Annotated in this window: 21 protein-coding genes; 13 read left to right on the top strand and 8 right to left on the bottom strand. The window is 71.4% G+C overall.

Features of this window, described 5'->3' with window-relative positions; genetic code table 11:
• Positions 1 to 26: 26 nt before the first annotated feature.
• Positions 27 to 584, top strand: a complete 558-nt coding sequence (locus tag Cco03nite_RS25420) for an SMI1/KNR4 family protein (RefSeq protein ID WP_203694723.1) — start codon at positions 27 to 29, stop codon at positions 582 to 584.
• Positions 585 to 686: 102 nt separating this feature from the next.
• On the opposite strand, the gene Cco03nite_RS25415 is transcribed toward Cco03nite_RS25420, so the two are convergent.
• From Cco03nite_RS25415 to Cco03nite_RS25405, 3 genes are all read right to left on the bottom strand, one after another.
• Positions 687 to 2,084 carry an alkaline phosphatase PhoX gene (locus Cco03nite_RS25415; RefSeq protein ID WP_203694722.1) on the bottom strand — a complete coding sequence of 466 codons (1,398 nt, stop codon included), beginning with the start codon at positions 2,082 to 2,084 and terminating at the stop codon, positions 687 to 689.
• 135 nt (positions 2,085 to 2,219) lie between these two features.
• Complete coding sequence (locus Cco03nite_RS25410) at positions 2,220 to 2,570, bottom strand: DUF6401 family natural product biosynthesis protein (RefSeq protein WP_203694721.1); 351 nt, start codon at positions 2,568 to 2,570, stop codon at positions 2,220 to 2,222.
• Positions 2,571 to 2,736: 166 nt separating this feature from the next.
• Complete coding sequence (locus Cco03nite_RS25405) at positions 2,737 to 3,678, bottom strand: mechanosensitive ion channel family protein (protein WP_203694720.1); 942 nt, start codon at positions 3,676 to 3,678, stop codon at positions 2,737 to 2,739.
• 286 nt (positions 3,679 to 3,964) lie between these two features.
• Here Cco03nite_RS25405 and Cco03nite_RS25400 point away from each other — a divergent pair, with 286 nt between their 5' ends.
• Both Cco03nite_RS25400 and Cco03nite_RS25395 read left to right on the top strand, forming a co-directional pair.
• A complete protein-coding gene (locus tag Cco03nite_RS25400) occupies positions 3,965 to 5,005 on the top strand; it encodes an arabinan endo-1,5-alpha-L-arabinosidase (RefSeq protein ID WP_203694719.1) in 1,041 nt (346 codons plus the stop codon).
• Positions 5,006 to 5,096: 91 nt separating this feature from the next.
• Positions 5,097 to 5,429 (top strand): YkvA family protein, encoded by a 333-nt coding sequence (locus Cco03nite_RS25395; protein WP_203694718.1) that lies wholly within the window; start codon positions 5,097 to 5,099, stop codon positions 5,427 to 5,429.
• Positions 5,430 to 5,455: 26 nt separating this feature from the next.
• Here Cco03nite_RS25395 and Cco03nite_RS25390 read toward each other — a convergent pair whose 3' ends face one another.
• Positions 5,456 to 6,394 carry a hypothetical protein gene (locus Cco03nite_RS25390; protein WP_203694717.1) on the bottom strand — a complete coding sequence of 313 codons (939 nt, stop codon included), beginning with the start codon at positions 6,392 to 6,394 and terminating at the stop codon, positions 5,456 to 5,458.
• An 85-nt stretch (positions 6,395 to 6,479) separates the two neighbouring features.
• On the bottom strand, positions 6,480 to 7,637 hold the full coding sequence (locus Cco03nite_RS25385; protein WP_203694716.1) for a hypothetical protein: 1,158 nt from the start codon (positions 7,635 to 7,637) through the stop codon (positions 6,480 to 6,482).
• A gap of 123 nt (positions 7,638 to 7,760) precedes the next feature.
• On the opposite strand from Cco03nite_RS25385, the gene Cco03nite_RS25380 reads away from it, so the two are divergent.
• The 5 genes from Cco03nite_RS25380 (at position 7,761) to Cco03nite_RS25360 (ending at position 12,474) form a co-directional block, all read left to right on the top strand.
• Entirely contained in the window at positions 7,761 to 8,285 is a 525-nt protein-coding gene (locus Cco03nite_RS25380; RefSeq protein ID WP_203694715.1) for a GNAT family N-acetyltransferase, read from the top strand.
• 128 nt (positions 8,286 to 8,413) lie between these two features.
• Complete coding sequence (locus Cco03nite_RS25375; RefSeq protein WP_203694714.1) at positions 8,414 to 9,607, top strand: RICIN domain-containing protein; 1,194 nt, start codon at positions 8,414 to 8,416, stop codon at positions 9,605 to 9,607.
• A gap of 185 nt (positions 9,608 to 9,792) precedes the next feature.
• Positions 9,793 to 11,103, top strand: coding sequence for a histidinol dehydrogenase (gene hisD, locus Cco03nite_RS25370; RefSeq protein WP_203694713.1), 1,311 nt, complete (start codon positions 9,793 to 9,795; stop codon positions 11,101 to 11,103).
• Positions 11,100 to 11,876, top strand: coding sequence for an SDR family NAD(P)-dependent oxidoreductase (locus tag Cco03nite_RS25365; RefSeq protein ID WP_203694712.1), 777 nt, complete (start codon positions 11,100 to 11,102; stop codon positions 11,874 to 11,876). Before hisD ends, Cco03nite_RS25365 begins: the two co-directional genes overlap by 4 nt.
• Positions 11,877 to 11,970: 94 nt before the next feature.
• Positions 11,971 to 12,474 (top strand): hypothetical protein, encoded by a 504-nt coding sequence (locus Cco03nite_RS25360; RefSeq protein WP_203694711.1) that lies wholly within the window; start codon positions 11,971 to 11,973, stop codon positions 12,472 to 12,474.
• Positions 12,475 to 12,480: 6 nt separating this feature from the next.
• Here Cco03nite_RS25360 and Cco03nite_RS25355 read toward each other — a convergent pair whose 3' ends face one another.
• Positions 12,481 to 13,203 (bottom strand): TetR/AcrR family transcriptional regulator, encoded by a 723-nt coding sequence (locus Cco03nite_RS25355; RefSeq protein WP_203694710.1) that lies wholly within the window; start codon positions 13,201 to 13,203, stop codon positions 12,481 to 12,483.
• A 90-nt stretch (positions 13,204 to 13,293) separates the two neighbouring features.
• Between Cco03nite_RS25355 and Cco03nite_RS25350 the strand changes: the two genes are divergently transcribed.
• From Cco03nite_RS25350 to Cco03nite_RS25340, 3 genes are all read left to right on the top strand, one after another.
• On the top strand, positions 13,294 to 14,766 hold the full coding sequence (locus Cco03nite_RS25350) for an MFS transporter (protein WP_275412073.1): 1,473 nt from the start codon (positions 13,294 to 13,296) through the stop codon (positions 14,764 to 14,766).
• Between the two features lie 136 nt (positions 14,767 to 14,902).
• A complete protein-coding gene (locus Cco03nite_RS25345) occupies positions 14,903 to 15,271 on the top strand; it encodes a hypothetical protein (RefSeq protein WP_203694709.1) in 369 nt (122 codons plus the stop codon).
• Between the two features lie 63 nt (positions 15,272 to 15,334).
• A complete protein-coding gene (locus tag Cco03nite_RS25340) occupies positions 15,335 to 15,511 on the top strand; it encodes a hypothetical protein (RefSeq protein WP_203694708.1) in 177 nt (58 codons plus the stop codon).
• A gap of 58 nt (positions 15,512 to 15,569) precedes the next feature.
• Here Cco03nite_RS25340 and Cco03nite_RS25335 read toward each other — a convergent pair whose 3' ends face one another.
• Positions 15,570 to 16,658 (bottom strand): hypothetical protein, encoded by a 1,089-nt coding sequence (locus Cco03nite_RS25335; RefSeq protein WP_203694707.1) that lies wholly within the window; start codon positions 16,656 to 16,658, stop codon positions 15,570 to 15,572.
• 179 nt (positions 16,659 to 16,837) lie between these two features.
• Between Cco03nite_RS25335 and Cco03nite_RS25330 the strand changes: the two genes are divergently transcribed.
• Both Cco03nite_RS25330 and Cco03nite_RS25325 read left to right on the top strand, forming a co-directional pair.
• On the top strand, positions 16,838 to 18,853 hold the full coding sequence (locus tag Cco03nite_RS25330; RefSeq protein WP_203694706.1) for a cellulose binding domain-containing protein: 2,016 nt from the start codon (positions 16,838 to 16,840) through the stop codon (positions 18,851 to 18,853).
• 154 nt (positions 18,854 to 19,007) lie between these two features.
• On the top strand, positions 19,008 to 19,577 hold the full coding sequence (locus Cco03nite_RS25325) for a YdeI/OmpD-associated family protein (RefSeq protein ID WP_239167651.1): 570 nt from the start codon (positions 19,008 to 19,010) through the stop codon (positions 19,575 to 19,577).
• Positions 19,578 to 19,857: 280 nt separating this feature from the next.
• Here the strand turns inward: Cco03nite_RS25325 and Cco03nite_RS25320 are convergent.
• On the bottom strand, positions 19,858 to 20,145 hold a 288-nt coding region (locus tag Cco03nite_RS25320), incomplete at its 5' end, for a hypothetical protein (RefSeq protein WP_373314321.1).

The following is a 20,145-nucleotide window of genomic DNA, read 5'->3' as shown; positions in this document are numbered from 1 at the left end:
GGAGCGCCGCCGTCGACAATGCCGACGTGGACGACGAGTTCCCGCGCCGCTGGGCGGCCGACATCGCAGCACTGGCGGCCGAGCTGCAGCTGGGGTTCGAAGCGCGTTTCGGTTACCCACCCGACGAGCACCGGGTGGCGCCGCCGGCCGCACCCGAGGACCTGGCACGCCTGGCGGACCTGCTGTACGGGCTCCGCCTGCCCGGCGACCTGCTGGAGTTCTACCGCGCCACGGGCGGGGTGTCGCTTCCCGACGTCGGCAACGCCTACTTCATCTCCGGTCCGCGCGACGTGTGCGCCGCCCGGGACGAACTCGCGACGGTCGACTGGGCGGGTGAGCGCCTCGACGTCGTGGTCTTCGCCTCCGACGGCGGTGGGACGCGATACGCGCTGCCGGCCCCGACCGGCACGCCGGTGCTGCGCCTGCCACCCGGTGCCATCACGCCGGACCGGGTCTACACCGGCCGGCACATCGGCCGCCCCGGCGCGTACGGACCCGCCGCCGCGGACCTGGCCGAATTCCTGGCCAGGATGCGCGACGCGACGGCCCGTTTCGTCGCGACCGGCGAGGTCACCGATCTCTGACGGCAGGACCCGGGGTGCCGGTGGCGGCGTCCGTCCCGACGCCGCCACCGGCCGAGCGCCTGCCCCGGCGGCACATCCGGGGCAGGCGCAGCACGGGATGGATCAGTGACCGTGCCCGTGGCCCTTGCCCCACGGGCCGGTGATCGCGACGACCAGGCCGTCGGCCTGGATGCCGGCGAACAGGATCCGGCCGTCCTGGCTGAACGTCGGCCCGGTGAACTCGCTGTCGCTGATCTCGTTGCGGGCCAGCGGGTAGGTGACGCCCTTGTCGCTCACGCCGACCAGGTGCGACAGGCCCTCGCCGTCCTCGGCGAGGATGATGCCGCCGTACGGCGAGACGGTGATGTTGTCCGGGCCGTCGTAATGGCCCTCGGCCTTCGGGTCCGGGTTCACCCCGAAGATGGTCTTGAGCTCGATCGTCTCGCGCTTCGGGTCGTAGAACCACACCTGGCCGTCGTGCTCGTGCACGCTGCCGTCGGTGATCCGGGCGTAGCTGGAGACGAAGTACACGCCGCCGTCGCCGTACCACTGGCCTTCGAGCTTGCGGGCGCGGGTGACCTGGTCGTTGGTGAACTGCTTGCGCACCGAGACCGTGGCGGCCAGCCGGTCCGGCACGTCCACCCAGGTCACCTTGTACTTCGTGCCGGGCTCGGTGGCCGCGGACAGGTCGGTGATGTGCAGGCCGTCGAGGGTCGCCTTCAGCGCCTGCAGGCGGCCGGCGGTGTCGCCGCCCTCGCTGAGGGCGAGCTTGCGCAGCGCGCCGTCGCGGCCCTTGAAGCCCTTCGGCGGGACCCAGCGGAAGTAGAGCCCGTTCGGGCCGCTGGCGTCCTCGGTCAGGTAGATCTCGTCGGTCTTCGGGTCGACGGCGACGGCCTCGTGCGAGTACCGGCCGAGGAACTTCAGCGGCACCGGGTCGAGGTTGGCCTCGGAGTCGAACGGGTCGACCTCGAACACCCAGCCGTGGTCCTGCTGGAACTGCCCGCCCTTGCGCTGCTCGGTCTCCTCGCAGGTCAGCCAGGTGCCCCACGGGGTGATGCCGCCGGCGCAGTTGTTGTGCGTGCCGGCCAGGCTGACGTACTGCCGGACCCGGTTGCCGTGGTGGTCGACCTCGATGTTGGTGGTGCCGCCGCCCGCGCCCGGGTCGAAGGTGAAGCCGGGCCGGGTCGGGACCCGGAACGGCTCGTCGCCGCCGACCTCGTGGTTGTTGACCAGGGTGAAGCCGCGGCGGGTGCCGAAGCAGGCGGTGCCGTCGGGGTCGCTCGGGGTGGGCTCGCCGGTCGACAGCAGGGTCTTGCCGGCCTCGGCGACGATCCGGTAGGAGAAGCCCTCCGGCAGGGCGAGGATGCCGGCCGGGTCGGGGATCAGCGGGCCGTAGCCGGGGACGGCCGGGTGGGCGTACGCGGGACCGGCGATCGCCTGCACGCTGCCGGCAAACGCGATGCCGAGGCCGCCGAGGGTGCCGGCGCGCAGCAGGTTACGGCGGGAGAGAGGGGTGTGCACGGATAGCTGCCTTTCGATGGGCCTTCATGTCTACCCGTGACATGCAAGCCCGCGACCGGGAACACCCCGCGCGCACCGCGCCAAGATCAGGAGAACAGCAGGCAAACAATGCCTACGTAGCCGCCTTTTGCCTGCTCAGCCCGCGGTCACATCCCTGCCGAGCACCGCCGCGGCGATCTCGCACACCGCCACCAGCCGCCAGGTGATCTGGTCGGCGCGCCGCCAGTCCAGGGTGGTGACGTCGGGCAGGTTCCAGCCCAGGGCGGTCGCCTTGTCGGTGAGCCCGTCGGCGTAGCAGGCGAGCTCCACCAGGGGCGGCCGCCGCTCGGGGTCGAGCGCGTCGCCGACGCTCGCCGTCGCCTGGTCGAGGATGGCGAGCACGCCCGGGTCGGCCGCCGCGGCGGCACGGCCGGCATCGCCGACGACGCGGGCGTAGCGCGCCAGCACCTGGCGGGCTTGCTCGGGACTGGTGGGGCCGTTGTCCATGCCGCGAGATTAGGGCAGCATCCGGGCCACGAATGCGGCCTGACGTCCGTTATGACCGAACAGAGGACAACGCTGCCCGACCGGCTCCACCCGCCGGAGGGACAGCCGGGTCGACACCCGCCGATGGGCGCGGCCGGAAAGGCCGCGCCCATCGGCCGGTCGGCGCTCAGCGACGGCGGGGCGCCGGCCGCTCGGCGTTGTTCGGCAGCGGCTGCGTCTGGTCGCTGTCGAAGCCCGGCACCAGCGGCTCCGGGTACTCGTCCGGCTCGGCCGGAGCCTGGTACAGGTTCGGGTCGGCCGGGCTCTGGACGGCCGCGCTCGGAGCGGCCGGGCTCGGGGCAGCCGAGCCGGCCCGCTGCGACGGGTACACCGTGCCGGTGGTGGACCGGTCCGCGAGCACCTGGGTCGCGTCGGACTGCCCGGCGGCGTAGGCGCGGGCGTGCTCGGCGACCCGGGTCGACTCCTGCCCGGCCCGGTCGAGCCAGGTGTCCCAGCGCGCCTGCATCGGGCGGACCAGGCCGCCGCCCACGCCCACGATCAGGATGCCGGCTACGGTCGCCAGCACCGCGATCAGGATCGGCATGGTCACCGTGGTGGCGACGCCGATCTGGTTGAGCGCCGCGATCACGCCGAGGCCGATGATGAACACCGACGCGGTGGTGGCCAGGAAGCGGCCGTACGACAGCCCGCCCAGCGCGCCCGTCACCAGGTCCCGGACCCAGGAGGCGATGGCCGCGGCCACCACCACGATGACGATCGCGACGAACGCCTTGGGCAGCCACGACACCACGGCGTTGATCAGGTCGGAGACCGGGTTCGGCCCCCAGATCCCGAACGCGAGCTGCAGCGTGAACAGCAGCACCGCGTAGTACGCCAGCCGCGCCACCAGGTCGGACGGGTCGACGCCGCCGCGGGCCAGCGCCGCGGTCACCCCGCCGCGCGCGGCGAGCTGGTCGAACCGGACCCGTTCCAGGCCCTTGTCGGCGAGCATGCGGATGCCTCGCGCGACGAGCCAGCCGACGAGCAGGATCGCCACGAAGGCCAGCGCCTTGGGCAGGAACAGCGCCACCGAGCGCAGCGCATCGGTCAGCACCTCTCCGAAGTCCATGGGCTTCTTCCTTTCCAGCGGAAACGAGGGGTTTCGGGGGTCAGCCAGCCCATTCCCCGTCGGCGGCGCGGGGAAACGGCGAACCGGTCACGCGTGGCCCGATCGGGTGATCCGGGATCGATCGACATCAACGGATATGGCGGTTAGCATCCTTGCGGGAGCGACCGCACGTCCCCGTCACCGCCGGCAGGCCAGGGCAGGCCCCGCCGGCGGCAGTGCCGCGTGCCGAAACCCCGATCGTCGCGTACGCGGACCGTCACGTCCCGTTTCGCGATCGGAGTCAGCCATGCCCCACCGACCGTCCCGGCTCGCCGCCCTCGGCCTAGCCGTCGCCGTGCTCGCCACCACCGCCGCGGCCACCACCGTCACCGCCGTCCAGGCCGCCACCCGCGCCACGGCGCTGCCCCTCGCCGCGCCGACCGTCCCGCCGCCGTCCTACCCCGCCCCGGGCCGGGTCACCGGCTCCACCGGCGCGCACGACCCGGCCGTGGTACGCGCCCCGAACGGCACGTACCTGCTCGCGACCACCGGCAACAACCTGCCGCTCAAGACCTCGACCGACCGCGTCGCCTGGCGTGACGCCGGTGTCGTGTGGCCCGGCGGCGCACCCTGGACGACCGCGTACACCGGCGGCGGCGCGAACCTGTGGGCCCCCGACATCTCCTACCGCGACGGCCGCTTCCTGCTGTACTACTCGGCCTCCACGTTCGGCTCGCAGCGCTCGGCGATCTTCCTGGCCACCAGCCCCACCGGCGCGGCCGGCAGCTGGACCCACCAGGGCCTGGTCATCGAGAGCAGCAGTGCGGTGAACTACAACGCCATCGACCCGAACCTGTTCGTCGACGCCGCCGGGCAGTGGTGGCTCGCCTTCGGCTCGTTCTGGACGGGCATCAAGTCCGTACGCCTCGACCCGGCCACGGGCAAGCGGTCCACCACCGACACGGCGGTGCGCGCGCTCGCCCAGCGGCAGACCGCGTCCGGCGCGGTCGAGGCCCCGTTCGTGTACCGCCGCGGCGGCTACTACTACCTGTTCACGTCGTTCGACCTGTGCTGCCGCGGCGCGTCCAGCACCTACCGCACCATGGTCGGCCGGTCCACGTCGCCGACCGGGCCGTTCACCGACCGCAACGGCACCGCGCTGACCTCCGGCGGCGGCACCCAGATCCTGGCCGGGCACGGCTCGGTCCACGGGCCGGGCCACCCGGCCGTGCTCGCCGACAACGGCCAGGACGTGCTGTTCTACCACTACTACACGGACAGCGGTGCGGCTCGGCTCGGCATCAACCTGCTGGGCTGGGACAGCGCGGGCTGGCCGTTCGTCTACTGACCGATCCCGGCGACCGGGCACGGTGACCCACCATGCCCGGTCGCCGCGGACAGTCTGGATTAGCCACCCCTCGGCGGGGTAGAAAACATGCGTGTCTCGGAATACTTGGATCATCATCGGTATCGCCGTCGCGATCGTCGGCGTCATCACGCTGATCGGCGCGATCAAACTGGGCCGACGCCTGTTCGCCACCAAGCGGATGCTCGGCGAGCTGGGCACGGGCGGCAAGGTCGCCTTCTGGGGCGCCCTGATCTACACCATCCTCCCCGTGGACCTGCTCCCCGACCCGATCTACCTCGACGACATGGGCGTGCTCGCCCTGGCCCTGATGTACCTGACCAAACTGGTCCGCAAGCACCACGCCGGCCGAACCCTGCCCGGCCCCCGCTCCACGTCCTCCACCAAACGGGACACCCGTCGCTAGCGGGAGACCCGCCCGCGGGTGACGCGTCAGACTCCCAGCCCGCGCGCACGCAACAGGTCGTCGATCAGGCCGGCATTGACCGGCCTGACCAGGTCGAGCTTCTCGCACATCGCTTCGATCTTCTTCAACCGCCGATCCACCGCTGACGGAAGCGTCCGGTTGGTATGGCTGGAGGACTTCCACTCCGCCACGAACCTGTCTTCCGCGACGGGGCTGGCCACGAGCTCGGCGTCCAGCGTGAGCACCATCCGATTCACGACGTCCGCCAGTTGGATCACCGAGAACAGCGACAACTCGACACGTTGTCCCGACGACACCGGCTCCAGCCTGACCGCGTCCTTCGACCCGATGTCACCGCCGGTCAGGCTGATCGCCTGGCTGTAGGCGGCGACGGTGGTCGCATTCGCCACACCGCCGCGATGAATGAGCGAATTGCGAACTTCCTTGTGATACCTGTAGTAGGCCGCCAGGGCGTCCAGGCACCCGATGCTGTACTTCGCGGACGATCGGTAGACCGGCTGGAAGCATGAGGCCATCGTGGCCGACCCTCCCGCCACGAGCGCGGCCAGCGCCTCTCGAACGCCGTCCCTGGTGTTTCCGTACCGGCCCCGGCTTGGGAACTGCAGCGCCTTGCCCGAAGAAGGGCTGCCCGCAAGGCCGGCGACGTCTTCGGCCCACCCCTCGTACAGCGCGATGACATTGAACAGCACGACCTTCGCGAACTCTCCGAGCTGGCTCGACCACGGTCGGGCGACACAGACCTCACGCAGGTTGTTGGCTCGTATTCCACTGCCGGCCGAAAATCTCTGCGACAGCAGCGCATCGGTGGCATCCGGCACGGCGGCCACGAAGCCCTCGACCTGCCAGCGCAGATTCCAGAGCGCGACGGAGGCGGGGTGAACGAAGTCGAAGAGCTCGCTGAGTCTCTCCACGAACTGGCGAGACGGCGGGAAGAACGGGCGCATCACGCTCCTCGGAACTCGGCACCGGACAGCGAAAGAGTGCGCATGTCGTGGACCGGCCTGCCGGCCGCGTCGGTGGCGAACCCCCTCATGCCGCGTACGCGCTCAGCGCCGGGTGGCTGTCGGGCAGCCCGTACCAGCGCAGCAGCTCGGTGACCTCGTCGGGCTCGGCGACCAGCGCGTCCGGGTGGCGGACCAGGTGGTCGACGAGCCAGCGCTGGGCGGGCGTTAGGTCGGCGTACCGCAGCGGGCTGCTCCGCCCGTCGTCGCCGAACGCCAGGTAGAAGGCCTCGCCGAGGCGCTGCGCCCACGGGCCGTGCGCCTGCCGGGTCGCCTCCGAGCGCACCAGAGCCGCCCGCGCCTCGGCCGCTCCCGGGTCACCGAGGTGTTCCAGCAGCCGCACCGACCACTCGGCCCGGGTCAGCCCCCACGGAGCGAGCACCGGCTCGTCGGGCCCGATCCCGCTGCCCGCCCGCTCCCGCAGCACGGCCCGCGCCTCCTCGGGCACGGTCGCGCCTGCGGTGAGCGTCCACGCGACCCCGGCGGCCCAGCGGACCTCCGGGTCCTCGTCGTGCGCCAGGCTGGCGATCACCGCCGACTCGGGCACCGGACCGCGCGCGGCCAGCCCGGCCGCGAGCAGCGCGCTCACCCGCAGGTCACGCCGCCAGCCGCGCTGCCCGGCCACGGCCAGCAGCGGCACGACGGTGTCGCCGGCCGCCTCCGGGAACCAGGCCAGCAGGTAGGCCGCGGCCTCGATGACGGCGCCGTCGCTGTCGCCCAGCAGCCGCACGAGGCGGGGCAGTTCGGCCCGGACCGCGTCGTACACCCGAAGCTCGTCAAGGTCTCCCGGCGGGTCACCGGCCGTGTGGCCGCTCCACTCGCTGTAGAGCAGGTGCCAGGACTCGTCGACGGCGTCCGGCGAGGGCCGCAGTCGCTCGATCGGGAAACCCGTCAGCAGGTACGGGTGGTCGGAGCCGATCGCCATCGCGGTGAGCAGGTCGACGATCGCGGCCCGGTCGAAGGTGAACGGGTCGGCGGCCAGGTCGGCGAGGAACGGCACCGTGTGAACGTCGGCCTGGTAGCGCCTGCCCTCGTGCAGCAGGCTGCTCCAGAGTTCGTCGCGGGCGTCGCCGCGGGCCTCGGGGTCCTCGGCGCGCAGCGCGGTGATGAAGGCGGGGATCTCCTCGGCCGTGCCGAAGGCGTGCGTCAGCCCGCCCCAGCCGACGGTGTCGAGCTTTTCCAGCATCCTTCGATGATGCCCACTATCCCCGACATCAATCGGCCAATTTGTGCGACCGAAGGCCTCGACGTCGGCAGCGATCATCCCACCGGGACCGGGCGGCGGCCGCCAGTTTGCGATCATGGAAGGATGACCGTCACCACCAGGCTCGTGACCATCGACGACGCCCCCACCGTCAGCGCCCTCTACCAGGCGAACCTGGAATTCCTCCTGCCGTTCGAGCCGGTGCGGCCCGAGGGCTGGTTCGGCCCCGAAGGCCAGCGCGAGGTGCTCGCGAGCGCGCTCGACCGGCACGCGCGCGGCGAGTGCGTGCCGCACGTGATCCTGCTCGACGGCCGTGTCGTCGGGCGGATCACCCTCAACGACATCGTGCGCGGCCCGTTCCTCAACAGCCACCTCGGTTACTGGGTGAGCCAGGACGTCAACGGCCGGGGTGTCGCCTCGGCCGCGACGGCGCGCATGATCGAGGTGGCGTTCGAGGAGCAGGGCCTGCACCGCATCCAGGCGGGCACGCTGCGGCACAACCTCGCCTCGCAGAAGGTGCTGGAGCGCAACGGTTTCGTGCGCTTCGGCCTGGCCGAGAAGTACATCCAGATCGCCGGCGTGTGGCAGGACCACATCCTGTTCCAGCGGCTGGCCCACGACCGGCCCTGAACCGCAGACGTTTCGAAACTGATTGATATCTGGCCGGTCCGGGATGGACGCTGCCCTTCAGCCCGTGGGAGCCCTCCCATGGCGAACCGCTCCGCGGCGAATCCTCGCCCGCTCCAAGGAGAACGCGTATGAAGTGGCGACTCCGCCCGATCGCCGTCACCGCCGCGCTCGGCACCGCCGTGGCAGCCGCCCTGCTGTCCGTCGGAGCCTCGCCGGCCACCGCCGCCCCGGTCATCTGCGAGCAGTACGGCACCGCCCCAGTCCAGGGCGGCAAGTACATCGTGCAGAACAACCGCTGGGGCGCGAGCACGGCCCAGTGCATCGACGTGTCCAACGCCGGGTTCACCGTGACCCGCGCTGACCACAACAACGCCACCAACGGCCCGCCCGCGTCGTACCCGTCCATCTACGCGGGCTGCCACTACGGCGCCTGCACTCCCGGCAGCGGCCTGCCCGCCCGGGTGAACACGCTGAACAACCCCCGTGCCACGTTCAACATCAGCACGCCCAACTCCGGTGAGTGGGACACCGCGTTCGACCTGTGGTTCGACGCGAGCCCGAACCCGCCGGGGCAGAACTACGGCGCCGAGGTCATGATCTGGACCAACCACCGCGGCCGCCCACAGCCCATCGGCGGGCGTATCGCCACCGTCAACCTCGAGGGCGGCACCTGGGACGTCTGGTTCGGCAACATCGGCTGGAACGTCATCTCGTACGTGCGCACGACGCCCGCCAACGCGTTCGCGAACTTCAGCCTGAAGGCTTTCATCAACGACTCGGTCAGCCGCGGCAGGATCGACCCGAACTGGTACATGACCAGCGTGCAGGCCGGTTTCGAGCCGTGGATCGGCGGCGCGGGCCTGGCCGTGAACCTGTTCGACTTCAACGTCAACGGCGATGCCGCGGGCGGCGGCGGTGGCGGCGGCGACGTGTCGGTGATCCGCGGCGCGGCCTCGAACCGGTGCGTGGACGTGGCGGGCTGGGGCAAGAACGACGGCACCCCGGTGCACCTGTGGGACTGCTTCCCGAACAACAACAACCAGCGCTGGCGGCGGGTCGGCAACACCTTCGTCAGCCTGGACTCGGGCAAGTGCCTGGACGTGTCCGGTGGGCGCACCGCCAACGGCACGGCCGTGCGGCTGTGGACGTGCCTCAACAACGGCGCGCAGCAGTGGGTCGTCAACAGCAACGGCTCGATCGTCAACCCGAACTCCGGCAAGTGCCTGGACGCGATCGAGTTCGGCACCGCCAACGGAACCCGCCTGCAGATCTGGGACTGCGGCAACCCGCTCGGCGGCAACCAGCAGTGGCGGCTGGGCTGACCGGCCGGCAGTGACCCCCGCCCTCCCGGGAGCCGAACTCGGGAGGACGAGCTCTTTTGGAAACGCCGTTTCCATAATGCAGCATGCGGCGTGGCGGGACAAGCGGGACATCGGCTGATTGACCATGGCGCGGAGCCGTCACAGACTCGCCTTGCCATGCCGACCGTCCGTGCAGGAGCGCCACCATGCCGGTTCACCTCAAACGCGCCGCGAAGGCGCCGGCCCGCACCGCCGACCCCGAGGTCGGCGCGACCGTCGCCGCCGTCATCGCCGACGTGCGCGGCCGGGGCGACGACGCGGTGCGCGACTACTCCCGCCGCTTCGACGGCTGGGAGCCCGAGCGTTTCCGGCTCGACGCCGACCAGGTCGCCGCGATCGTCGGCACGGTGCCGGACCAGGTCATCGCCGACATCCGCACCGTGCAGGGCAACGTGCGCGCGTTCGCCGAGCACCAGCGCGCGTCGCTGCGCGACTTCGAGGTGGAGACCTCGCCCGGCGTGCTGCTCGGCCAGCGCAGCATCCCGGTGTCCGCGGCCGGGGCGTACATCCCCGGCGGCCGGTATCCGCTGGTCGCGTCCGCGCACATGACCATCGTGACGGCGAAGGTCGCCGGGGTGGAGCGGGTCGCCGCGTGCACGCCGCCGATCCGCGGGCAGGTGCCCGCCGCCACCGTCGCCGCGATGCACCTGGCCGGCGCGGACGAGATCTACCTGCTCGGCGGGGTGCAGGCGGTGGCCGCGATGGCCCTGGGCACCGGCACGATCGACGCCGTCGACATCCTGACCGGCCCCGGCAACGCGTACGTCGCCGAGGCCAAGCGGCAGCTGTTCGGCGAGGTCGGCATCGACCTGCTGGCCGGGCCGACCGAGATCCTGATCGTCGCCGACGACGCGGCCGACCCGTTCGTCGTCGCGGTGGACCTGCTCAGCCAGGCCGAACACGGCCCCGACTCGCCCGCCGTGCTCATCACGACGTCCGAGGCGCTCGCCCAGGAGGTGATCGGGCACGTGGAACGCATCCTGACGGACATGCCGACGCGCGACTTCGCGGCCCCGGCCTGGCGCGACCACGGGCAGGTGATCGTCGTCGACGACCTGACCGAGGCGTACGCGCTGGCCGACGACTTCGCCAGTGAACACGTCCAGGTCCTCACCCGGCGGCCGCGCGAGGCGCTGGACCGGATGCGCGACTACGGCGCGCTGTTCCTCGGCGAGGGCACCTGCGTCTCGTACGGCGACAAGGTCATCGGCACCAACCACACGCTGCCCACCCGGGGCGGCGCCCGGTACACCGGTGGCCTGTGGGTCGGTCGTTACCTCAAGACCGTGACCTATCAGGAGGTCGTCGACCCGGCCGCGAGCGTCGAACTCGGCCGGTTGTGCGGCCGGGCCAGCCGCGTGGAGCTGTTCGAGGGCCACGCCCGCTCCGGTGACGTGCGCGCCGCGAAGTACGCCGGCGACCCGCTGCCGTGGTCGCCCGCGCAGGCCGCCGCGTGAGCGCCGATCGGGTCGCCGGGCGCACCGCGCTGGTGACCGGGGCGGGCAACGGCCTCGGCCGGGCGATCGCGCACGCGCTGTCGGCCGCCGGGGCACGGGTCGTGCTGACCGGGCGCACCCGGTCCACGCTCGACGCCGTCGCGGCGGAGCTGGCCTCGGCCCCCGCCGGGGTGCGGGTCGCGCTCTGCGACACGTCGGCGGCGGACTCCGTCGCGGCACTGCGCGCCGAATTGTCCGAGGAGGACGTGTCCATCCTGGTCAACAATGCGGGCATCGCCGGGCCGGTGGACGCGCTCGTCGACATCGAGCCCGCCGACTGGGACGAGGTCTTCGCCGTCAACGTGCGCGGGGTCTACCTGATGTGCCGGGCTTTCCTGCCCGCGATGACCGCCGCCGGGCGGGGCGACGTCATCAACGTCGCGTCGGTGAGCGGCAAGCGGCCGCTGGCGCGGCGCACGCCGTACACGGCGTCGAAGATGGCGGTGCTCGGGCTGACCGTGACCCTGGCGCACGAGGTCGGCACGCTCGGCGTCGCCGTCAACAGCCTCTCCCCCGGGCCGGTCGCGGGCGCGCGCATGACCCGCAACTTCCGGCTGGAGGCGCAGCGCACCGGCGTCACCGAGGCAGAGGCCGAGCAGGCGTTCGTGTCCCGGGCCGCGCTGCAGCGCATGGTCACCGAGGAGGAGGTCGGCGCGGCCGCCGTCGCCATGCTGCGCATGCCGGGCCTGACCGGCGCGGACATCGACCTGTCGGCAGGCATGATCGCGCGGTGAGCCCCGCCGTCGCTCGCCGGAGGTCGCCGGGTGCCGATACAGTCCCATCGCCGCCGGACGAGCGCTCGTCGTCGCGCGGTGAAAGGAGCCGTCGATGACCGACCCGACGACCGAGGGATACACCGTCACCACCGCCGAGATCAACGGCATGGTGCGCAACCTCTGCGCGTACGCGCTGAGCGAGCCCGACCCGCTGCAACGCTACGCCGACCTCACCCACCAGCAGGTCCTGTTCGAGGGCATCGTCGCGGCGATCCAGCGCGAACGCGGCCGCGCCCTGGCCGACCTCGCCGTCTCCGGCGTGCCGCTCGACGAGGTGGCCAAGAAGACCAACCTGGCGGCCGTGCCCCGGGTCCGCAAGCTGATCAGCCTGGCCGGGGAGACCGAGCGGGTCCGGGCCGCCGCGACCGCGGCCAAACCGGCCAAGTCCAAGCAGCCGAAGAGCACCCCGGCGCCCGAACCGGTCGCGCCACCGGCACCGCCGGTCGCCGTGGCAGGCAAGCGCATCATGACGCCGGAGGAGTGGGCGGCCCTGGGCCTGGCCGACGAGGGACCGCGCAGCAAGCCCAAGAAGCGCAGGCGCGCCGCCGCCGCGTGACCCGGTTCAGCCCGCCCCGGGCAGGAACCGGTCCAGGCCGCTGATCAGCAGCTCCAGCCCGAACTCGAACCGCACCTCCCCGTCGCCCTGTACGAGCACGTCGGCGTGCTCGTACAGGTACGGGAAGCGGGCCGGGGGCAGGGTGCGGTAGTAGTCGTGGACCTGGCCGAAGAAGTCGGCGACGAACTCGTCGACCGGCTTGCCGCTGGCCCGCTGCCGGCTCTGGTAGAGCGAGCCCTCGTACGCGTCGGCGCTGATGTACAGCGCGATCCGGTCCACCGCCCAGGCCGCCTGCTGGGGCGGCACGCCGCCGCTGATCAGCACGCCGAGCATGGCCTCGGCCACGCGCACCGAGTTCGGGCCGGTCGGCACGTTGGCGAGGCTGACCCGGGCGATGTCGCTGTGCGCGGCGAGCACCCGGTAGGACTCCTGGGCGATCTCGCGGATCTGCGCGCGCCAGCGTGCCGGGTCCGGTTCGGGCAGCCGGATCTCGCCGAGCACCCGGTCGTACGCCAGCTCCAGCAGCTCGTCCTTGTTCGCCACGTGCGCGTACAGCGAGGCGGCGCCGGTGTTCAGCTCCTCGGCCACCCGCCGCATGCTCACCGCGTCCAGGCCCTCGCGGTCGAGCAGGCTGAGCGCCGCGTCCACGATCGCGTCCCGGCTGAGCGGCTTGCGGGGCGCTGCGCTGCGGCGCGAGGCACGCCAGGGCGGAGGCGGGATCTCGGACATGGCGCACATCGTACTTGACGCGAACGCTGTTCGCTGTGTAGAACAGTGTTCGTCAAGCGAACACCGTTCGATCCTGCCCGGAGGCGACCCGTGACCGTCCTCGACGACACCGCTCCACCCGATACCCAGCCCGCGGCGTACCGCTGGCGTTGGGCCGCCCTGTTCGTCATCCTCGCCGCCGAGGTGATGGACCTGCTCGACGCGCTGGTGACCACCATCGCGGGCCCCTCGATCCAAGCCGAGCTGGGCGGCTCCGAGAGCCTGATCCAGTGGCTCGGCGCCGGCTACACCCTGGCCATGGCGGTGGGCCTGATCACCGGCGGCCGCCTCGGCGATCTCTACGGCCGCAAGCGCATGTTCATGATCGGCGCGGCCGGCTTCGTCGCCGCGTCGGCGCTGTGCGCGGTGGCCACCACCCCCGAGCTGCTGATCGGCGCGCGCGTGCTGCAGGGCCTGCTCGGCGCGGTGCTGCTCCCGCAGGGCCTCGGCCTGATCAAGGAGATGTTCCCGCCCAAGGAGGTAGGCACCGCCTTCGGCGCGTTCGGGCCGGTCATGGGCCTGTCCGCGGTCGGCGGCCCGATCCTGGCGGGCTGGCTGGTCGACGCCGACCTGCTCGGCACCGGGTGGCGCATGATCTTCCTCATCAACCTCCCGCTCGGCCTGCTCGCCCTGCTCGGCGCGGCCAAGTTCCTGCCGGAGTCCCGCTCCGAGCACGCGTCCCGGCTCGACCTGACCGGTGTCGCCCTGGTCAGCGCGGCCGCGCTGCTGCTGCTGTACCCCCTCGTGCAGGGCCGCGAGCTCGGCTGGCCCGCCTGGACCTTCGCCATGATGGCCGCCGGCCTGCCGGTGTTCGCCCTGTTCGGCCGCCAGCAGATCGCCCGCCGCCGCGCCGGCGGCGACCCGCTGGTCGAGCCGTCGCTGTTCCGCCGCCGCGCGTTCACCGGCGGACTGGTCGCCGGGCTCGCCTTCTTCTCCGGCATGATCGGCTTCGGCCTGGCCTTCAGCCTGTACGTCCAGCTCGGCCTCGGCTACAGCCCGCTGAAGGCCGGTCTGGCCGGGGTGCCGCAGTCGCTGGGCATCGTCATCGGCTTCGGTGTCGCCGGTGGCGCGGGCCTCACCCGCAGGCTCGGCCGCCGCCTGCTGCACCTGGGCCTGGCCGTGATGGCCGCCGCCACGGTCGGCTTCGTGATCACCCTCGACCTGGCCGGGGTCGGCGTCGCCCCGTGGCAGCTCTCGCCCGCGCTCGGCGTCTTCGGTCTCGGCATGGGCCTGGTCATGGCCCCGTTCTTCGACATCATCCTGGCCGGGGTGCAACCGCACGAGACGGGCTCGGCGTCGGGCACCCTCACCGCGGTGCAGCAGCTCGGCAGCGCGGTCGGCATCGCCCTGCTCGGCACGCTGTTCTTCAACCACGCCGGCTTCGGCCCGCTCGGCCCCGACCCGGCCTCCTTCGCCGACGCGATGCGCCTGGTCCTCTGGGTCGTCGCCGCCCTGCTCGCCGTGACCTCCCTCGCCGCCTTCCTCCTCCCCCGCCACGCCCGCGACGAACCCCCCACCCCCTGACCCCCCGCCACCAGGGCCGCAACTCTTAAAGAGTTGCGGCCCCTAGCGGGTTGTCACGGTGGTGGTATTGCGCCTCAGGGGGCTCTGAAATGCGGTGCCGGCTGACCGGGTGGGGGTTCTGGCCCACCATGGAGGCATGACCGATGAGCCCGACACGACCGCCGAGGAACCCGTCGCTCCCCGCCCGGCGCGGCGCGAGTCCTCCGGCAGGTTCGCCCTCGCGCTGGTCGGGGCGTTCCTGGCCGGGTCCTGCCTGACCGGGTGCGTCGGCGCGGCCCTGGTCGCGGCCGCCCACGCCGTACGCCACGAGCGTATGGAGGACAGCTGGTACCACCGCGACCGCGACCGGTGGCACGAGCGCCCCGAGTGGTGGGACCGCGACCGTCAGTTCCCGCCGCCGCCGGCGCCGGTCCCACCGGTCGTGCCGACGAGGCCGCCCGCCGCGCCGCCCTCGGTCCCGGCTCCGCCGCCCGCCGCGCCGACCCCGACACCATCCAGGACCTGAACCGGGGCGAGCGCGTAGATCGGGTAGTGCGCTACCTGGCATCGATATGAGACAGTGCCGGGCATGCAGAACATCACCTCCCGGGCGCTCATCGCGCTGTCGATCGTGTACGGCGCCACCATCGCGATCCTCGCGATCTCCGGCGCGGACTTCGTGGGAAAGTTCGCCGCCATCGGCGGCATCACCATCGGCGTGCTCTGGGCACTGCGGGCGGTGCTGGGCTCGAAGACGAGCGCGTAGCCCGTGACGGCCGTCCGGTGGCCGGCGAGGAGGTACGCCACCGGACGACCGCTCCGGTTCAGACCCGGGAGCTGTAGCTGATGAAGAACTCCGGCATCACCGGAGTGCCCGCGGCGCTCCAGCAGATGACGTTGCGGACGATCACCACCGCGCCCGAGAGCAGCCAGACGTTCTGCAGGTTGCAGTAGCTCGCGCCGCTGCGGTAACCGGTGACCTGCACGTGGCCCTCGCGGAACCCGACCTTGTGGAACTCGACGTACTGCAGATTCGGGCCCGCCGGGGTCGAGACGATGACCGAGCCGACCGAGCTGTAGGCGGACGGGCCGGGGAAACCGTTGCTCCACAGGTAGGCGAAGTACTTCGGCGCGTTGAACGCCCCGTAGACCGAGCGCTCGCGGTGGTACGTCAGGTCGAACCAGCTGTCGGCGGGCGCGCCGACGTGGTCGTAGCAGCGTACGACGACGTCCAGGCCACCGCCGCCGGGGATCCAGTTGTCGACCTTGCAGCGGCGCGGGCTGTTCGGGTGCTGCGCGGTCACCTGCAGGTTGCCGTCCTGCAGCCCGGTGCTGACGCCGGGCAGCCAGACCTTGTAGACGCCGGTGCCGATGCCGCCGTGGGTGACCGTGTTGACCAGACCGAACGGGTTGTACGACGTGTTGGTGCCGCCGGTGGACTTGCCCTGCACGTAGGCGTACGTGCCGGGGCCGACGAGCGGGCCGGAGCTGGTCGAGTACATGACCGTGAACGCCGACCAGTCGGGGCTGATCACCGCCCCGGTGTACTTGTAGCACTGGACCTCGACGATCTGGTCCGCCCCGGAGGCGTAGTAGTTCCAGACCTGGCACCAGCGCGGGTCACCGGCGACGGCGGTGACGTGGGCGACGCCGTTGGCCGAGGCGATGCTCGGGAACTTCACCCGGTAGCGGCCGACGACCAGCGGGCTGACCGTGCTGTTGGGGATGTTGTCGCTCTTCCACTGCCGGGTCGGGTCCATCAGGTAGGCGGCCGGCGGGACCGGGTTGTCCATGAACGCGAACGCCCAGCGGTCGGGCGTGGCGGCGTGCGCGGCCGGGGCCTGCGCGACGGCGGCGACGCCGATCGCCGCGACGGCGGTGAGCAGCGCCACGAGGGTGCGACGGAGTTTCACGGGATACCTCCGACGAGGTGGGATAGGGTGCCGTCAATCTAAGTCCTTCATCGCCCGCTTTCGATGCAGCGACGTTGATCTGCCAGCACAACCGTCCGGGTCGGACGGTTGACATCGATCGACGGTCGTACGACTCTTGGGAGCGCTTCCACTCACCACTCCCGAAAGGAGGTCCGACGATGAGAAAGAGCCGCATCGCCCTGCTGGCGTGCACGCTGGCAGCGGCCACCCTCACCGTCCCGGGCCAGGCGAGCGCCGAGCCCGCCGTGACCGTGACCGTCAACGCCCGCGCCGGGCTGGAGTCCGCCGGGGACGCCGCGATCGGCGTCAACCACGCCGTCTGGGACTCGCAGCTGGGCACGAACGCGGTCGCCGACCTGATGAAGAACGCCGGCGTGCAGACCATGCGCTACCCCGGCGGGTCCTACTCCGACATCTACCACTGGGAGACCCACACCGCGCCCGGCGGTTACGTCGCCCCCGACACCGACTTCGACACCTTCATGGGAGGCGTGAAACGGGCCGGCGCGCAGGCCATGGTGATCGCCAACTACGGCACCGGCACGCCGGAGGAGGCCGCCGGCTGGGTGCGCTACGCCAACGTCGAGAAGAACTACGGCGTGAAGTACTGGGAGATCGGCAACGAGCTGTACGGCAACGGCCACTACGGCGCGAACTGGGAGGCCGACGACCACGCCGACAAGAGCCCGGCGGGCTACGCCACGGTCGCCAAGCAGTACGCCGAGGCGATGAAGGCCGTCGACCCCACCATCAAGATCGGCATTGTGCTGACCACGCCGGGCAACTGGCCCGACGGCATCGTCGGCTCCGGTGACGCCGGGACCTGGAACCAGGTCGTGCTCTCCATCGCGGGCCCGTCCGTCGACTTCGCGATCCTGCACTGGTATCCGGGCGGCTCCTCCTCGGCCGAGGCGCTGTCCAAGACCGCGCAGGTGACCGACGCGGTCTGGCTGGCCCGCCGGCAGATCGACCGGTACGCGGGCAAGAACCTCGGCATCGCGCTCACTGAGATCAACACCGGGTACGGCCAGAACACGCAGCCCGGCGCGCTGTTCGCCGCGGACGCCTACGCGAGCCTGATCGCCGCGGGCGTGTTCAACATCGACTGGTGGAACGTGCACAACGGCATGGGCACCGTGTCCGAGGTCGGCGGGCACACCGACTACGGCGACTGGGGCCTGCTCTCCAGCGCCAACTGCAACAGCGACGGCACGGTCTGCCAACCGCCGCTGAACACCCCGTTCGCCCCTTACTTCGGGCTGGCCATGACCTCTCGTTTCGTCAAGGCCGGCGACCAGCTGGTCCGGGCGGGCGCCTCCGACCCGGCGATCCGGGCGCACGCCGCCCGCCGCGCCAACGGCGACCTCGCGGTGCTGCTCGTCAACACCGACGAGGCGGCGAGCAAGCAGGTCAGCCTGAACTACGCCGGATACTCCCCCGCCGCGACCGCCCAGGTGCACACCTTCGGCAACGGCGACACCGCGATCACGACCGGCACCGGCAGCGCCACCTCGGTGACGCTCGCGCCGAACTCGCTGACGACGCTGGTCCTGCGCCCGGCGGCGGCGACCGCCCGCCCGGCGACGCCGGGTCGCCCGGTCGCGTCCGCGGTCTCGGCCACGAGCACCACGCTCACCTGGCCGGCCGGGGCCGCCGGGCTCAAGTACGAGATCCACCGGCAGCTCGGCACGATCAGCGAGCAGTGGGGCGAGACCACGGGGACCACGTTCACCGTGCACAACCTCACCCCGGGCACCCGCTACACGGCCAACGTCATCGCGCGGGACGGTTCCGGCCGGGTCTCCTGGGCCTCGCCGCCGGTGACCTTCCAGACCGGCACGCCCACCGCCGCACCGTGCGCGGTCACCCTGACCGACGCCAGCAACTGGGGCAACGGGTACGTCGGCAGCGTCGACATCACGAACACCGGCACCAACCCGGTGGACACGTGGACCCTGGCGTTCAGCTGGCCCACCGCCTGGCAGCAGCTCGGCAGCGGCTGGAACGGCACCTGGACGCAGACCGGCTCGACGGTCACCGTCGCCAACGCCGACTTCAACAAGCTCATCGCCCCCGGCGCCACGGTGAACGTCGGCTACGTCGGCAACTACCAGGGCCCCAACGTCCTCCCACCCCTGTTCAAACTCAACGGCACCCTCTGCACCACCCGCTGACCCCATCGCAAGGAAGGGCACCTTCTTAACGGTTTACGTAGAGGAAGGGCACCTTGTTAACACGCACCCGTCCGGCCCGCCTCGCGCGGGGCGGGCCGGACGGGTGCTGCGGCGATCTCGATTCCTGTCAGCGGTGGCGCATATGGTCGCCGGTGTGGAGAACCTCAGCTTCGAGCATGCGGACCAGTGGGAGGCCTGGCTGGCCGAGCATCACGGCAGCCCCGACGGCGCGTGGCTGAAGGTCCGCAAGAAGAACTCGCGGCAGCCCGCGATCAGCGTGACCGAGGCGGCCGACGTGGCCCACTGCTACGGCTGGATCGACAGCGTGCGCAAGTCCCTCGACGCCGACCACTTCCTGCAGCGATACTCCCGCCGCAGGCCCAAGGGCTCGTGGTCGCGGGTCAACGTGGAGCGCGTGGAGGCACTCATGGCGCAGGGGCGGATGCGCGCGCCGGGCCTGGCCGAGGTCGAGGCGGCCAAGGCCGACGGGCGCTGGGACGCCGCCTATGTCAAGCAGAGCGACGCGACCGTGCCTCCAGACCTCGCCGCCGCGCTGGCCGCGAACCCGGCCGCCGCCGACTTTTTCGGGCAGCTCGGCAAGACCGACCAGTACCTGGTGATGCTTCCGCTGCTGAAGGCCGTGAACCCGGAGACCCGCGCGGCCCGCCTCGGAAAGGCGATCGCAGACCTCGCCGTTGACAGACGTCCCCGCCCATCAAGCTGACGTTGACGGGATCTGGCGCAGTGCCCACCGACTTCGCAGCCTTCGTCGCGGGTTGCGCCGGACCCGCCGATCCACGCCTCCGCCTGGATCGTGCGCAGATCGACTAGGCACCGCGACGGGATGGTCACGCACCGACCATCTCGAGCTCGATGCGGTCGAGTTCGACGCAGTCGGCACCCAACTGCCAGCGCTTTTGACGGTTATGACACAACCAACCCAGGCAAGCTGACATTGCTCGCCAAGTGGGAGTGGTATCGCCTTACGCCTACTTACCGACGTATCACTTCTTCCTTTTTGGCTTCTTGGCTGAGGTCTTGACTCGACCTCCCATTCGCAACGCCAGATAGTCAGACAATTCGCGGGTCCGCTGGGTGTCGGGATGCCTGGCACCCAGGATTCGGGTTTGATGTCGACAGATGTCGTCAGCTTCCGACCGGGCCGTTATCAGGGAGCCCCGGAACGTATCCATTACCGCAATGTCGAATCTGGCATCCAGGGTGGCCGGGTGGTCGTCACCGAGCAGCCGCCTCAGACGACCCAGAACGTCCTCCTTCATAGCGCGGGCCCG

This window comes from Catellatospora coxensis (assembly GCF_016862635.1).
Taxonomy (GTDB): domain Bacteria; phylum Actinomycetota; class Actinomycetes; order Mycobacteriales; family Micromonosporaceae; genus Catellatospora; species Catellatospora coxensis.
This window is presented reverse-complemented; position numbering and strand designations above follow the sequence as displayed.

Coding starts and splice junctions, on each gene's coding strand:
- Cco03nite_RS25410 (WP_203694721.1), bottom strand. CDS start 2,570: ATGGACAACGGCCCCACCAGTCCCGAGCAAGCCCGCCAGGTGCTGGCG.
- Cco03nite_RS25385 (WP_203694716.1), bottom strand. CDS start 7,637: ATGCTGGAAAAGCTCGACACCGTCGGCTGGGGCGGGCTGACGCACGCC.
- Cco03nite_RS25360 (WP_203694711.1), top strand. CDS start 11,971: ATGACCGACCCGACGACCGAGGGATACACCGTCACCACCGCCGAGATC.
- Cco03nite_RS25405 (WP_203694720.1), bottom strand. CDS start 3,678: ATGGACTTCGGAGAGGTGCTGACCGATGCGCTGCGCTCGGTGGCGCTG.
- Cco03nite_RS25375 (WP_203694714.1), top strand. CDS start 8,414: ATGAAGTGGCGACTCCGCCCGATCGCCGTCACCGCCGCGCTCGGCACC.
- Cco03nite_RS25340 (WP_203694708.1), top strand. CDS start 15,335: ATGCAGAACATCACCTCCCGGGCGCTCATCGCGCTGTCGATCGTGTAC.
- hisD (WP_203694713.1), top strand. CDS start 9,793: ATGCCGGTTCACCTCAAACGCGCCGCGAAGGCGCCGGCCCGCACCGCC.
- Cco03nite_RS25380 (WP_203694715.1), top strand. CDS start 7,761: ATGACCGTCACCACCAGGCTCGTGACCATCGACGACGCCCCCACCGTC.
- Cco03nite_RS25390 (WP_203694717.1), bottom strand. CDS start 6,394: ATGCGCCCGTTCTTCCCGCCGTCTCGCCAGTTCGTGGAGAGACTCAGC.
- Cco03nite_RS25330 (WP_203694706.1), top strand. CDS start 16,838: ATGAGAAAGAGCCGCATCGCCCTGCTGGCGTGCACGCTGGCAGCGGCC.
- Cco03nite_RS25400 (WP_203694719.1), top strand. CDS start 3,965: ATGCCCCACCGACCGTCCCGGCTCGCCGCCCTCGGCCTAGCCGTCGCC.
- Cco03nite_RS25345 (WP_203694709.1), top strand. CDS start 14,903: ATGACCGATGAGCCCGACACGACCGCCGAGGAACCCGTCGCTCCCCGC.
- Cco03nite_RS25355 (WP_203694710.1), bottom strand. CDS start 13,203: ATGTCCGAGATCCCGCCTCCGCCCTGGCGTGCCTCGCGCCGCAGCGCA.